The following is a 13,635-nucleotide window of genomic DNA, read 5'->3' on the forward strand; positions in this document are numbered from 1 at the left end:
CGGATCGCGGGCGTGCCGGGGGGGCGCGGCGACGTCGATCCCAGAAGGCCCGACCCGGCCGCCGGCATCGACGGCGGCCGCGGCGCGGGCATCGGGCGATCTTCGCCCGTCGAGGTGTGGAGAGGTACGTTGATGAGCCCCTCAAGCGGAAAACGGAGTCCCGGTCTGCTCGCCCGCTCGCTGGTGGCGGCGCTCCTGGCGCTGACCTGGGTGGCGTTCGGGGCCGCCCCGGCCCACGCCGAGACCGTGGAGGTCACCGTCAGCCTGTACAGGGTGGTCGAGCTGTCGTGTGACGAGGGCGACGGCGAGGCCTGCGGCAACGACTACTACCCGAAGTTCGAGATCGACCACCAGGGCCTGTTCGACGGCGGTGACGACTACTGCTGCGCCCACGGGTCCGACTTCAGGACCAACTGGGTCCACAAGAAGACCGTCGACACGACCCGCAACCCCGTCGACATCCACCTGGAGCTGTGGGACCAGGACGACCTGAGCGGCGACGACCCCATCCACTGGGTCACGAGCGGTGACTACCTGGATCTCAAGTTCGACCTGAACACGTGCGTGTTCACCGGCGGCGGCCTGACCACCCGGCAGGGGGCGAACCTGCCGACCCTGGCCGGGGAGAGCGAGACCGGCGGTGAGGACTCGGCGCGGGCGTACTTCACCATCACCACCCCGGCCTGCCTCGCGCTGGCGGGCGACGCCGACAGCGACGGCGACGGCATCATGAACACCTGGGAGACCCCCGGCCGGGGCCTCGGCGTCGACAACGACGGCACGGTCGACCTGGCGCTGGGCGAGGGGCCGTACGGCGCCCTCCCCTACCGCAAGGACCTGTTCGTCGAGGTCGACTACATGGAGTCCGACAAGCCGCAGGAGGGAGCCCTGGCCGACGTGGTCCAGGCGTTCGCAGGCGCGCCGGTCGACCCCTACCCCGACCCGGCCGACCCGTCGGTCACCAGGCACCAGGGCATCGCCCTGCACGCGACGGAGAACGACGCCGTGCCCGACGTGCCCGACCTCAGGTTCGACAACCCCGGGCCGAAGCCCAAGGACGACTTCGACGACCTCAAGAACGGCAACCCGGCCGTCCTGGCACCCGGCTTCTGCACGGGCTTCTTCGGCACGGCCGCCGACCGTTCCAGCCAGAACTGCGTGAACATCCTGAACGCCAAACGCCAGGTGTACCGCTACATGATCTTCGGCGACAGCTACTTCGACGGCAACGGCTCCTCGGGCAGTGCCGAGTGGACCTCCGTCAGTCCTCGGGGCGGCAACGACTTCATCGTCACGCTCGGCTCGTGGGACACCGACGGCATCGACGACGCGGGCGGGCGCAGGAGCGCCGAGGCCGCCACCTTCATGCACGAGCTGGGACACACGCTGGGCCTGGGCCACGGCGGTGACGACTACACCAACTGCAAGCCCAACTACCTCAGCGTGATGAACTACCCCCTGCAGTTCGCGAACAACGACTCCTCGCGGCCCCTGGACTACTCCAGCACGGCCAAGGGGACCGCCCTCGGCACCACGGCCGCCACGGACCTCGACGAGGCCCACCTCGACGAGAACGACGGGGTTCACGGGACACCCGCCGACCCCGCCCGCACGCTGATATACGGGGCCGGTGGCAAGCTCAGGACGGCACCCGCCGACGACGACGGCATCGACTGGAACCTCGCCAACGGCGACACCGAGGGTGACATCGCCGCCGACATCAACCACATCGAGTCCATCGGCCCCGACAACGAGTTCGGGTGCAGCCGTACCAGTGCCGGGCAGACGCTGGACGGCTTCGACGACTGGGCCAACATCCAGTACAACCCCCGCCTCAACGCCACGTTCTTCGCCGACGGCGCGCGGCCGGGCACGCCGCCGGAGCTGACCGAGAAGATGGTCAGGGCGATGGCGCAGAAGGCCGACCTCAAGGTCACCAAGTCCGCCGACCAGGCCACGGCCGTCGGCGGGGACACCGTGAGCTACACGGTGTCGGTGACCGACCTCGGCCCCGGCACCGCCACCGGCGTCTCGGTCACCGACACGCTGCCCGACGGCACCACCCGGCAGCGCTCGCTGCCCGACCTGGCCAACGGCGGCGTCGCCACCGTCACGCCGAAGTTCACCTACCAGGTGCCGTGCGACACGGCCGACGGGACGGTGCTCACCAACAGCGTCACGGTCACCGGGACGGACACCGACGGGGTGCCCGACCCGTACACCGGCGACAACACCGCGCGGGCCACGACCACGGTGCGCGCGCCGGTGCTGACGGTGAGCCAGACGGCGACGGCCACGGTCAACGCCGGTGAGGCGATCACCTACACGGTCGTCTACGCGAACACCGGCGGCGACGGCGCGTCCGGCGTCACCGTCACCGGCACGCTGCCGGCCGGCGTCTACTACAGCCCGGCGCTCGACCTGGGCGCCGGCCCTAAACCCGCCTCGGTCACGCTCAACGGCGACGGCACCCGGACGCTCGTCTGGAACGTGGGCGCCCTGCCCGCGCGGTCCGGCGACCGGACGATCGTCTTCACCGCGCGTCCGACGCTGCTGGCGACGGCGGGCACGGCGTACACGGGCACCGTGTCCGTGAGCTACCGGAGTGCCGGCGGGGCGTGCGCCTTCGCCCCGGTCGCGGCCTCGGCGGCGACGTCGGTCACCGCGGTCGCGCCCAGCAGGCTGCCGATGCTCCCGGCGCTGTGGGGACTGCGGGCGGACCTGCGGACGGCCGAGATGCTGGCCCGCGTCCAGGCCACCGACACCCGCTTCGACGGGGCCGACGGTTCGGCGGCCGACGGCGCGCTGTCGCAGCGGGAGGCCTCGGCCGTCCTGTTCCTGCCGGTGACGCAGCCGCGCACGCTGCGGGCGGAGCTGCTGGCCACCACGCTCAACCTGGCGTCCCGCCGGATCAACGCGGGCACGGCCGTCAGCACGCTCACCACGCGCGCCCTGGGCCTGAACACGGTCGGCGACGCCGTCCGTTACGCCCAGACCACCCTGGCCCAGCCACCGGCCCTGCCCAACCTCGTCCGCTACACGAAGACCACCCTGGTCCTCACCGAGATCAACTCGGGCGTGGCGGAACGCTACTAGAAAGCTCGCGGGGTGGTCACGGGGCCACCGTGACCACCCCGCGGGCTCGTGCCTCACATGGAGGGTTCCGCGCCCGGTGCCGGGGTGACGGCCTTGGGCTCGCGGCGCAGCAGGGCCCGCAGCCTCTTCTCGATCGGGTACTCGTACAGCCGGTACAGCCCCCACGACAGCAGCACGCTGACGACCAGGCCCGCCAGCGCGTACGGCAGGTGCGCCCAGGTGGGCTGCGGGAAGTCGTAGAGCGACTGCCGCCCGAACGCGTGCTTGGCGATGGGGAAGAGCACCAGGAAGTGGATCAGGTAGAAGGCGTAGGACCACTGGCCGAGCGCCACCAGCGGGCGGGAGCTCAGCAGGCTGCGCCGCCCGGCCAGGTCGTTGGTCGCCGCCGCCGCGATGAGCAGCGCGAACACCACGATGCTGCCCCGGTTGGCGGTCTCGGCCAGCGCGGTCTGCCACACGCCGGACCAGGACCACGCCCACAGCAGCGCGAAGTAGCCGACCGTGATCGCGGTCGCCGTGCGCAGCCCGGCCGGGCAGCGCCAGCCCCGGCGCACCGCGGCGGCGATCACGATGCCCAGCACGAACTCGCTGACCCGGGAGATCGGCGAGTGGGTGGCGAAGTAGTACAGGTCGGAGGTGAACCAGTTCTCCCCGGTGAGCTGCGGGTTGGCCAGCCAGAGCCACACGCGCGTGCCGATGCTGATCGCGACGAGCACCGCGGCGATCATCACCATCTGGCGCAGCGTGCGCCGCACGATCGGGCGCACCACGAACGGGAAGACCGCGTAGAAGAACGCCTCGCACGACAGCGACCAGGAGACGGTGTGCGGCACGGTGTCGCCCTGGAACGACGACGGGAACCACGCCTGCACCATGAGCAGCGTGGCGACCGTCCACCACACCAGCGACGTGCCGCCCTCGGTGGGCCAGAGCTGGCCGCCGACGAGCAGCGCGACCGCCGCGACGGTGGTGATGAGCAGCGACGGCCAGATCCTGGCGAAGCGGCGCCAGTAGAACTTCGGCGCGGTGTCCCTGTCGAAGAACGTCCAGGTGAGGACGTAGCCGGACAGGACAAAGAAGAACGTCACCCCGGCGGTGCCGAGGACGAACAATTCGTTGAGGTAGGGCAGGGGCAGCAGGATCGCGACGTGGCTGAAGAACACCCCGAACGCGGCGAACCACCGCAGCCCGGTCAGTGACTCCAGCCGCGTCCTGGGCGGGCCCTCGATCGTGCCCGGTGACGGCCTGGCGGCTACCGATGTCATGACGCCGCCTCCTTTCCGGTGAGACCGGCCTGCGCGCGGCGCTCGTCGACGAGCGCCGCCTGCTCGCGGACGGTCGCGTGACGCAGCAGGTCGGGCAGTTCCACCTCGACGCCGAACGCCACCTCGTAGCGCAGGCTCAGCCGGGCCAGGGTGAGCGAGTGGCCGCCGAGGTCGAGGAATCCGTCGGAGGCGCCGATCTCCTCCACGCCGAGCAGCTCGCGCCAGATCCCGGCGACGGTCTCCTCGGTGCCGCCCTGGACCGGCACGTGCCCGCCCTCGTCGGCGGGGGCGTCGGGGCCGGGCAGCTCCTCGTGGGCGATGTGGCCGCCGGCGGTCCTGGGCAGGGAGTCGAGGACGGTGACGGAGCCGGGCACCTGGTACTCGGGCAGGTGGGCGGTGAGCTCCCTGGGGTCGATCCCCTCCCCCGCCACGTACGCGGCGAGCCGGTCGTGGCGCACGTCCACGGCGGCCTCGGCCACGCCGGGGCGCCCGGCCAGGGAGCGGGCCAGCTCGTCGGTGTCCACCCGGAACCCGCCGACGGTGAACATCCGGTCGAAGCGGCCGAGCAGCTCGACCGAGCCGTCGGGGAGGGTACGGCCGCGGTCGCCGGTGGCGGTGCCGCGGACGTGGATCTCGCCGGGCACGCCGGTGGCACCGGGGCGCCCGGCCCGGTCGACGACCTCGATCGGCGTGCCGGGCAGGGGCTCGCCGAGGGGGACGCCCCTGCGGGGTTCGGCGAGCGGGTCGACCCGGTGGGCCGAGGCCCAGCGCTCCCCGTACAGGGTCCAGGTGGGGACGGCCGCGGCCAGTTCCCGCGCGAGGCCGGGCGGGGTGGCGGCCGCGTCGCAGAGCGCGGTGAGCGGCCGGTCGGCGGGCAGGCCGTCCCGGAGCAGCAGCCGCCACGCGGCGGGCGGGGCGTGCACGACGGTGGCGCCCGCGACCAGTTCCCTCAGCCGCCCGGCGTCGCGGGCGGCCTCGGGGGGCGCGGTCACCAGGTGCGCGCCGTGCAGGAGTGCCAGCAGCATGGCGTCGGCGAACGCGCCGGACGCGGGCGGGGCGAAGGTGAGCACGGTGTCGGCGGCCCCCAGGCCGATCCGCGAGGCCAGGCCGGCGATCGGCGCGGCGGACGTGCTCGCCGTGTTCGTCGTGCTCGTCGTGTTCGCCGCACTCGTCGTGCTCGTCGTGCTCGCCGTGCTCGCCGTAGGGCCGTCGTGGGCGTCCGCCTTGAGATGGGCGTACCGCCAGACGGCGGGGTCGGGGCTGTCGGCGGCCGGGGGCTCGGCTCCCCTGCGCACGGCGGGCGCGAGGGTCTCGGCGCGCGCGTCGAGCTCGGCGTACGTCAGCGTGACGGCGGAGGAGGCGCCCCCGGAAGGCGTGCCCGCGGAGGACAGGCCCTCGGAACCCGTGGAAGACATACCCGTGGAAGCGGAGGACCCGTGGGTGGTGACGGCGGGTGAGCCGGGGGTGAGCCGCACCCGCTCGGCCAGGACGGCGGCCGCGCTCTCGGCGTCGCCGGTCCCCGGCTCCGCGAGTCGGGGGGCGGGGGGAAGGGAGAGGTCGCCGACCGGCCGGTCCGGGTCGGCGCAGGCCCTGGTGACCAGGAGCGCGAACTGCTCGGCGAGGACCTCGACGGTGGCGGGGTCGAACAGGTCGTCGTTGTAGCCCCACAGGCCCGCCATGCCGTCGCCGTCGACGCTGAAGTCCACCATCAGGTCGAAGTGCGATACCTCGACGTCGGGGACGAACTCCGAGGCCCGCACGCCCGGCAGGTTCAGGAAGACCCCGTCGTTGTCGCGCACCCCGAGCCCGGCCTGGAACAGCGGCGTGTGGCTCTGCGGCCGCTGCGGGTGCAGCTCGCGGACCAGCTCCTCGAAGGGCATCTCCTCGTGGTCGTGTCCCTCGACGGAGGCGTGGCGCACCCGGCGCAGCAGCTCGCGGAAGGTGGGCTCCCCGCGCAGGTCGAGGCGCAGGCAGATGATGTTGATGAAGCACCCGACGAGCGCCTCTAGCTCGGGACGGATGCGCCCGGCGGCGGGTACGGCGGTGACGATGTCGGCCTGGCCCGCGTAGCGCGACAGCAGCACGCCGTAGGCGGCCAGCAGCACGGTGAACGGGGTGGTGCCCTCGTCGCGCGCCACCGCGCGCACGGCGGCGACGACGTCGCCGGACAGCCGGGAGCGGTGGAAGCGGCCCGCGCGGCGCCGGTGCGGCGGCCGGGGCCGGTCGGAGGGCAGGTCGAGCAGGCGGGGGACGCCGTCCAGGGTCCGCCGCCAGTAGTCGACCAGGCGCGAGCGCACGTCCTCGGTGCGCAGCCGCTCGCGCTGCCAGACGGAGAAGTCGGTGTACTGCAGGTCCAGCTCCGGCAGGTTCGCCGAGCCGCCGTCGCCGTAGAGGGCCTCGACCTCGCGCCCGACGATGCCGAAGGACGGGTCGTCGAAGACGATGTGGTGGAAGGTGAGCACGAGCACGTGGTCGTCGGGTCCCAGCCGCAGCAGCAGGGCCCGCCAGAGCGGCCCGTGGCGCAGGTCGAACGGGGCCAGGATGTCGTCGGCGGCCATCCGCGCGGCCTCGGCCTCGACATCGACCTCGACATCGGCATCGGCGCCGGAACCGGTCTCGGGATCGGCGTCCAGGTCCACGGACGGGTCAGCGGACAGGTCCACCGAGCGCAGCACGCTCGCGGGCGCGTCGCCGACGCGCTGCACGGGCATGCCGTCGACCTCCTCGACGGTGGAGCGCAGGATCTCGTGGCGCCTGATCACCTCGCACAGCGCCCGGTCGAGGGCCGCGGCGTCGAGGGGGCCGCGCAGCCGCAGGGTGGCGGGCACGTGGTAGAACCCGAAACCCGGATTGAACATCTCGCCGAACCAGATGCGTTCCTGGGTGGAGGAGACCGGCACCCCCGAAGCCGGCACGGGATGTCGCGGGATGCGATCTCGCTCGCGCCGGCGGCGGGCGATCAGGTCGTGCACATTGTCCGCGCTCTTGGCAATCGTCATGTGAATGGTGTCCTCACGTCTGTGGGGTGCAGCGTGAATGCAGAATTTTGCGTCAGGATATGTCTGGATAAGCGAGAGCATTTTCCCTCTATTGCGAAAAGGCGGCGAAACGGATATGGAGCTGCGGGGTGTGACGGCGCTGGTCTCGGGGGCCGGCGGAGGGCTGGGCGCCGCCACCGCGCGCGAGCTCGCCAGGGCCGGCGCGCACGTGGTCGTGGCCGACCTGGACGCCGCCGCCGGGGGCCCGGTGGCCGACGAGGTGGGCGGCACGTTCGTGGAGACCGACGTGACCCGCGCGGAGTCGGTCGAGCGCGCCGTGGAGGTGGCCGCCGGGGTCTCGGGGCCGCTGCGCGTGGCGGTGAGCTGCGCGGGGATCGCCCCGGCCGCCCGCACGGTCGGCCTCGACGGCAGACCGCACGACGTGGAGACCTTCGAGCGGGCGCTCGCGGTCAACGTGGTCGGCACCTTCAACGTGATGCGCCTGGCCGCCGCCGCGATGGCCGCGACCGAGCCGCTGGAGGACGGCGAGCGCGGCGTGGTCGTCAACACCTCCTCGGCCGCCGCCGAGGACGGCCAGGCCGGTCAGGTCGCCTACGCCGCCTCCAAGGGCGCCGTCGCGGCGCTCACCCTGCCGGCCGCCCGCGATCTGGCCTCCGTCGGCGTGCGGGTGTGCGCGCTGTCACCGGGCCTGTTCGACACCCCGCTGCTCGCGGCGATCCCCCCGGAGTTCCGGCGCCCGCTGGTACGGCAGATCGTCTTCCCGCCCCGCCCCGGAACGCCCGGGGAGTTCGCGCGGGCGGTGCGCGCCGTGTGCGAGCTGGGCTACCTCAACGCGGCTGTCGTCCGCCTGGACGGCGGCCTGCGCCTGCCCAGATCCTGAGACGTTCGGGGACGGAGTCTCCGAGCAGGACACCGATCCCGTGAACGCCGGGACGTCTCGCCGGCGGGATGCGGGGTAGCGTCCCCTTACGTTTCCATGGTCACCGATCGAGGGAGATGAAGAAATTGCTCACCCCACCCGACGGAATGCCGAGAATCACCCCCGTCATCTTCTACTCCGACGTCGAGAAAGCCATCGAATGGCTCATCGAGGCGTACGGATTCGAAAAGCGCAAGGTGCTGAACGACGACGACGGGTCCGTCGTCCACGCCGAGCTGTCGTTCGGCGAGGGGGTCGTGCAGCTCGCCGGGACCGGTGACGGCCGCAAGCACGAGCCGCAGGGCGAGGGCGAGCTGCGCCAGAGCCTGTACGTCTTCGTGGACGACGTGGACGGGCACTACGAGCGCGCGAAGGCGGCCGGAGCGGTGATCCGCGACAAGCCGGACACGCGCTTCTACGGCGACCGCAACTACACCAGCGAGGACCTGGAGGGCCACCACTGGGTCTTCGCCCGCCGGGTCGAGGAGATCCCGTACGAGGAGATCGACACTCCATGAGCGCCGTCGAGCAGGTCAGGGAGCTGTACGAGCGCTACCCGTGCCCGTCGCTGACCGTCGGCGACGACCTGATCCTGGACCTGGCGCTCGGCATCGGCATGGTCGCCAGGGACAAGACCCTGGCGGGCAAGCGGGTGCTGGACGCCGGGTGCGGCACCGGGCACCAGCTGCTCGGGCTCGCCTCGCAGTACCCCAAGGCGCACTTCACCGGCATGGACCTGTCGCGGTCGTCGCTCGACGTGGCCGAGGAGCTGCGCGAGCGCAACGGGCTGACCAACGTGGAGCTGGTGCGCGGCGCCATCGGCGGGGACGGCTTCGAGGGGCCCTACGACCTGATCGTGATGACCGGGGTCCTGCACTGCCTCGACGACCCCCGCGCGGGCCTGGCCTGGCTCGCCGAGCGGCTGTCGCCCGGCGGGCTGATGTACCTGTGGCTGTTCCACAGCTTCGGCGAGCACCAGCGGCTGATCGACCGCGAGCTGGTGCGGCTGCTGTCGGGCGGCGACACCGGCGAAGAGGGTTTGTCGGTGGTGCATCGGCTGGGCCTGGGCCGGTCCGCGGGCCGCTACGGCACGGGCACCTCACCGGGCGCCGACCCGCGCGACCAGGACGTGCTGGACGCCGACGCCTACCTGCACCCGGTCATGCGCACCCACCGCTTCGGCGACGCGGCCCGCCTGTTCGAGGGCCTCGGCGGGATCGGCTGGGTCGCGCTGAACGGCGTCAACTGGGACGGCGGCGGCAAGATCCTGGATCTGGGCCGCCGCCACCCCGCCTCCCCGGTGTTCCTGTCGGACGCCGACCTGTTCGACGACGAGGAGCTGCTGGCGCGCTACGCCGGGCTGCCCGTCGCCGAGCGGGCGGCGGTGATGGAGCTGCGGCTGGCGCCGACCGGCTTCACCGTCGTGGCCGGCGCCCCGGAGGCGGAGAGCCTGTGCGAGTCCAGGATCTCGGGCAACGTGCTCCTGCGGAACCGGGCGCCCGGCGGGTGACCGGGCCGCTCCCGGAGACCGCTCCCGGAGACCGCTTCTTGAGACGAGGGGGAACGCCCGCTCCCGCCGGACGGGCGGGAGCGGGCGTTCCCGATCCGTCACCCGGCCAGGCCCCCGGTTTGCCGGCCGGATCCGGTCGCGGGCCCGCCGCCGAGCCTGAGCAGGATGACGCCGAGCACCCGATCCGTCCCGACGGCACCGAAGTGCCGCGAGTCCCTGCTCGCCTCGGCGTTGTCGCCGAGGAGCACGAGGCGCCGGGGCGGGACGACACCGGCGGGCGTCCGCGCCCAGGGGGGCAGGAAGGCCGGCTCCTGATCGCCCGGCACCGCGGCGACCCGCTTGACCACCCACCTGGAGCTCCCGGTTCCGGCCGGATCGCCCGGCCGGCAGGGCCCCCGCTCCTCGACGACCACGATGTCACCGTTGCGCAGCCGCTCCCCCGCCGTCCGCCGGACCAGCACCCGGTCCCCGGGGCGCAGCGCCGGCGCCATGCTCAGCCCGCTGACCGACAGCACGACGAGGTGCCCGCGGAGCAGGACGGCCGCGGCCAACACGGCGAGCGCCAGCACCGCGCCGGCACCGGTCAGCGCGGCGGTCACCCGACCCCCTCCGGCGCCGAGGGGCGGTAACCGGCCGCCTGCAGCTCGAAGAGCCGGGCGTACGCGCCGCCGCGTGCCAGCAGTTCGTCGTGCGTGCCCCGTTCGGCGATCCGCCCGCCGGACAGCACGACGATCAGGTCGGCCTCGCGGACGACTCCCAGCCGGTGGGAGACCAGCACGCCGGTCAGCCCGCGCCGGTGCTCGCGGAGCCGGGCGTGCACCTCGTGCTCGGCCTCGGCGTCCAGGGCGGAGCTCGGCTCGTCGAGGAGGAGCAGGTCGGGCCGGTCGAGGAGCAGTCCCCGGGCCAGCGCCAGCCGCTGCCACTGCCCGCCGGAGAGGACCACCCCGGTGTCGGGGTCGGCGCGGTCGGCCTCGGAGAAGAAGATCCGGGTCAGCATCGTCTCGTAGCCGCGCGGCAGGGCGGCCAGGACGTCGTGCACGCCCGCGCGGGTGGCCGCGCCCTCGATCCGGCCGTCGTCCCGCAGGGCGGTGAGGTCGCCGATGGCGATGTTCTCCCGGGCCGTGAGGTCGTAGGCGGTCGCGTCCTGGAAGACGGCCCGGATCCGGCGTCTCAGCTCCGCGGGGTCGAGGTCGCGCAGGTCGGCGCCGTTCCAGAGCACCGCCCCGCGCGTCGGGTCGTAGAGGCGGCACAACAGCTTCACCAGCGTGCTCTTCCCGGCTCCGTTCAGCCCGACCAGGGCGGTCGAGCGCCCGGCGGGGAGTGTCAGGTTCACCCCGCGCAACACCCACGGCTGGTCGTCGGCGTACCGGAACCACACGTCGCGCAGCTCGATCCCGTCCCGCAGGGGTGCCGTCGGCAGGGGCCTGTCGCGGACGGGCAGCTCCGGCCCGGCGTCGACGACGGCCAGGTAGTGGCCGAAGAGCAGCAGCGCCTGGTGCACGGACACGACCTCGGTCACCAGCGCGGCGAGGGCGCCCTGCACCGAGCCGGCCGCGGCGACGACGAGCACCACGTCGCCGACGGTGAGGGTGCCCTCGGCCGCGGCGCGTACCGCCCACAGCAGCAGGCCGGCCGCCACCGCGGCGCCGAGCACCGCGAGCCCGCCCTGGAGCCTCAGCTCCCGCCGGTCGATCCCGCGGTGCGCGCCCTGGATCGCGCGGATCTCCGTGGCCATGCGCTGCCACAGGTACGGCCCGGCGCCGAACAGGCGCAGCTCCTTCGCCGCCTGCGGGCTGGTCAGCAGACCGGAGTAGAACACCTCCCGCCGCTCGGCCTGCCCGGTCTCGGCCATCATCGCCGCCCGTCGCCTGCTCAGCGCCAGCTCCGCCAGCAGGGCCGGTACGGCGGCGAGCAGGACCGCCACCGCCACCCAGGGGCCGAGCAGGAGGAGGGAACCGGCGAAACCGGTGATCGTGAGCAGTGCCTGGAGGGCCCCCAGCCCGCCGTCCACCACCATTCCCGGGCTGCCGACCCCGCTGGACCTGGCGATCTGGAGACGGTCCAGGAAGACCGGGTCCTCGAAGCGGCGCAGCCCCACGAAGCGGTCCACCGAGGCGTACAGGCGCGAGGTGGCGAGCAGGTGGACCCGCCGGTCACTCTCGGCCCGCAGGTAACGCAGGGCGTGCGGCGCCAGCGCGGCGGCCACCCCGACGGCCCCCAGCGCGGCGGCCGGTCCCAGCAGGCCGGGCCACCGTACCGGCCCGGCCGCGAGCCGGTCGATCACGACTTTGGTCAGCCAGGCGACCGCGGGCGGCGCGAGCCCGCCCAGCAGCGTCACCGCCAGGTACAGGGCGATCTGCGCCGGGGCCGCCCGCCGGGCCAGCGAGAGCGCCCGCCCGGTCGCACGGAACGACATCGGGGCGAGGTCAGCCGGTGGCCGGGAGGGCCACGGCGTCGCGGTCGAGGACGGGCGCGAGGTCGTAGCCGGACGCGGCCACCACCCCCTCCTCGACGAGGACGAACGCCGGGAAGCCGCTCACCCCGAACGCCCGCTGCACCGGGCCCTGGTCGGCCTCCACCACGACGGTGGCCACCGGCCCGAGGAGCTCGGCCAGTGCGGCGGTGTCCTCGCGGGTTCCGATGGTCACGGCCAGCACGGCGTCGCGCCCTCCGGGCCGGGTCGCGGCGTACTCGGCGAAGGCGGGCAGCCTCTCCTTGCACGGCTGGCAGTGCGGCGAGAAGAAGCCGACCAGCGGGCGCTCGCCGAGCGTCGCGAGGCTGACCGGCAGATCCGCCACGCTGGTGGCGTCGAACCCGCCCACCGGCGACCCCGCCGGCATCGCGACGTCGACGGAACCGCCGCCGCCGCGCAGGGTGGCCAGCTCGGCGGTGTGCTCACGGAGCCGTCGTATGACGCCGACGGTGAGGATCAGGTTGGTCACGAGCAGCAGTCCGAGCAGGACCGCGGCCACGGCTGCGTACGCCATCAGGTCTCCTCCGGGAGATGGGGGTGGGTGCGAAGAGAGCGACGATGTCGTCCAGCATGGTGACCAGCAGGCCGGCGAGGCCTCCCGCGAGCAGGACGACGATGGACCACGGCGACGGGTGCCGGTCGTCCGGTCCGAGGAGCCCGGCCAGCGCGACGGCGGTGAGCAGGAGGTTGCGGACCAGGTGCCGGCCCGACAGGGGGGTGGACGAGGCGCCGAAGCAGCGGCACGGCTCGGCGCCGCCCCGGCTGAGCACCGCCGCCACCCCCGAGGTGAGGACGACGAGCAGCGCGGTGGCCGCGGCGAAGCCGGCGTCCGGGGTGAGGACGACGAGCGGTGCGGTGGCCGCGGCGAAGCCGGCGTCCCGGCTGAACGGGACCACGAGCGGGACCGCCAGCAGCACCACCGTGACCGCCTCCGCCGCGGTGACCGCGACCGCGACCGGCAGGGCGCGGTCCACGCGGATCGCGAGCATCGAGGTCAGGGAGGCCGCGAAGGCGCGCAGGGCCCGCCCGCCGCGCAGCTTCCCCGCCGCCGAGACGAGGAAGACCACCGCGAGCAGGCCCTGGCATGCCGGTGTCAGATGCGTCATTCAGCAGGAACGGCTGTGGTACCTGCAGGGGCCGCAGGCCTGGAAGTCGCAGCAGGTCTGCTTGTAGAGCTCGATCCCCCTGCAGTAGCAGGAGATGGTGTAGCAGGCCGCGGCGGCGTACGCGGTCGCCTTGGGAACGAGGCCGTCGACCATCCGGTCGGCGAGGGCGGTGAGTGTGCGGGTCATGGCGTCCTCCTCCGTGCCGGCCGCCGGATGCGAGCCGACGGATCCATCGAAACCTGGAGTTAATCAACCGACCAGGATCTT

General features: G+C 73.4%; 11 protein-coding genes. 4 read left to right on the forward strand and 7 right to left on the reverse strand.

The features are described from left to right. The first annotated feature begins 132 nt into the window (after nucleotides 1-132). Nucleotides 133-3,096: a hypothetical protein gene (locus AC5L38_RS32150; RefSeq protein ID WP_495246564.1), complete on the forward strand. Its 2,964-nt coding sequence runs from the start codon at nucleotides 133-135 to the stop codon at nucleotides 3,094-3,096. A gap of 53 nt (nucleotides 3,097-3,149) precedes the next feature. Here the strand turns inward: AC5L38_RS32150 and AC5L38_RS32155 are convergent, their stop codons facing one another. Next, the gene (locus AC5L38_RS32155) at nucleotides 3,150-4,361 is read right to left on the reverse strand and encodes an acyltransferase family protein (RefSeq protein ID WP_495246565.1); all 1,212 of its coding nucleotides are present in this window, start codon (nucleotides 4,359-4,361) and stop codon (nucleotides 3,150-3,152) included. Next, nucleotides 4,358-7,360 carry a condensation domain-containing protein gene (locus AC5L38_RS32160; RefSeq protein WP_495246566.1) on the reverse strand — a complete coding sequence of 1,001 codons (3,003 nt, stop codon included), beginning with the start codon at nucleotides 7,358-7,360 and terminating at the stop codon, nucleotides 4,358-4,360. The genes AC5L38_RS32155 and AC5L38_RS32160 overlap by 4 nt, the downstream gene beginning before the upstream one ends. A 115-nt stretch (nucleotides 7,361-7,475) precedes the next feature. On the opposite strand from AC5L38_RS32160, the gene AC5L38_RS32165 reads away from it, so the two are divergent. From AC5L38_RS32165 to AC5L38_RS32175, 3 genes are all read left to right on the forward strand, one after another. Next, complete coding sequence (locus tag AC5L38_RS32165; RefSeq protein ID WP_495246567.1) at nucleotides 7,476-8,240, forward strand: SDR family NAD(P)-dependent oxidoreductase; 765 nt, start codon at nucleotides 7,476-7,478, stop codon at nucleotides 8,238-8,240. A gap of 116 nt (nucleotides 8,241-8,356) precedes the next feature. Continuing rightward, nucleotides 8,357-8,797, forward strand: coding sequence for a VOC family protein (locus AC5L38_RS32170; RefSeq protein ID WP_495246568.1), 441 nt, complete (start codon nucleotides 8,357-8,359; stop codon nucleotides 8,795-8,797). Continuing rightward, a complete protein-coding gene (locus AC5L38_RS32175) occupies nucleotides 8,794-9,789 on the forward strand; it encodes a class I SAM-dependent methyltransferase (protein WP_495246569.1) in 996 nt (331 codons plus the stop codon). The genes AC5L38_RS32170 and AC5L38_RS32175 overlap by 4 nt, the downstream gene beginning before the upstream one ends. A 98-nt stretch (nucleotides 9,790-9,887) precedes the next feature. On the opposite strand, the gene AC5L38_RS32180 is transcribed toward AC5L38_RS32175, so the two are convergent. From AC5L38_RS32180 to AC5L38_RS32200, 5 genes are read right to left on the reverse strand one after another with little or no spacing between them, the layout of a single operon-like run. Continuing rightward, the gene (locus AC5L38_RS32180) at nucleotides 9,888-10,388 is read right to left on the reverse strand and encodes a S26 family signal peptidase (RefSeq protein ID WP_495246570.1); all 501 of its coding nucleotides are present in this window, start codon (nucleotides 10,386-10,388) and stop codon (nucleotides 9,888-9,890) included. Next, nucleotides 10,385-12,205 carry an ABC transporter ATP-binding protein gene (locus AC5L38_RS32185; protein WP_495246571.1) on the reverse strand — a complete coding sequence of 607 codons (1,821 nt, stop codon included), beginning with the start codon at nucleotides 12,203-12,205 and terminating at the stop codon, nucleotides 10,385-10,387. The genes AC5L38_RS32180 and AC5L38_RS32185 overlap by 4 nt, the downstream gene beginning before the upstream one ends. Nucleotides 12,206-12,215: 10 nt before the next feature. After that, entirely contained in the window at nucleotides 12,216-12,776 is a 561-nt protein-coding gene (locus AC5L38_RS32190) for a TlpA family protein disulfide reductase (RefSeq protein ID WP_495246572.1), read from the reverse strand. After that, complete coding sequence (locus tag AC5L38_RS32195) at nucleotides 12,685-13,368, reverse strand: MauE/DoxX family redox-associated membrane protein (protein WP_495246573.1); 684 nt, start codon at nucleotides 13,366-13,368, stop codon at nucleotides 12,685-12,687. Before AC5L38_RS32195 ends, AC5L38_RS32190 begins: the two co-directional genes overlap by 92 nt. Continuing rightward, nucleotides 13,369-13,554 (reverse strand): hypothetical protein, encoded by a 186-nt coding sequence (locus tag AC5L38_RS32200; RefSeq protein WP_495246574.1) that lies wholly within the window; start codon nucleotides 13,552-13,554, stop codon nucleotides 13,369-13,371. Between the last annotated feature and the right edge of the window lie 81 nt (nucleotides 13,555-13,635).

It is taken from the genome of Streptosporangium nanhuense (genome assembly GCF_059358815.1).

Coding starts and splice junctions, on each gene's coding strand:
- AC5L38_RS32160 (WP_495246566.1), bottom strand. CDS start 7,360: ATGACGATTGCCAAGAGCGCGGACAATGTGCACGACCTGATCGCCCGC.
- AC5L38_RS32200 (WP_495246574.1), bottom strand. CDS start 13,554: ATGACCCGCACACTCACCGCCCTCGCCGACCGGATGGTCGACGGCCTC.
- AC5L38_RS32170 (WP_495246568.1), top strand. CDS start 8,357: ATGAAGAAATTGCTCACCCCACCCGACGGAATGCCGAGAATCACCCCC.
- AC5L38_RS32185 (WP_495246571.1), bottom strand. CDS start 12,205: ATGTCGTTCCGTGCGACCGGGCGGGCGCTCTCGCTGGCCCGGCGGGCG.
- AC5L38_RS32190 (WP_495246572.1), bottom strand. CDS start 12,776: ATGGCGTACGCAGCCGTGGCCGCGGTCCTGCTCGGACTGCTGCTCGTG.
- AC5L38_RS32165 (WP_495246567.1), top strand. CDS start 7,476: ATGGAGCTGCGGGGTGTGACGGCGCTGGTCTCGGGGGCCGGCGGAGGG.
- AC5L38_RS32150 (WP_495246564.1), top strand. CDS start 133: ATGAGCCCCTCAAGCGGAAAACGGAGTCCCGGTCTGCTCGCCCGCTCG.
- AC5L38_RS32175 (WP_495246569.1), top strand. CDS start 8,794: ATGAGCGCCGTCGAGCAGGTCAGGGAGCTGTACGAGCGCTACCCGTGC.
- AC5L38_RS32155 (WP_495246565.1), bottom strand. CDS start 4,361: ATGACATCGGTAGCCGCCAGGCCGTCACCGGGCACGATCGAGGGCCCG.
- AC5L38_RS32195 (WP_495246573.1), bottom strand. CDS start 13,368: ATGACGCATCTGACACCGGCATGCCAGGGCCTGCTCGCGGTGGTCTTC.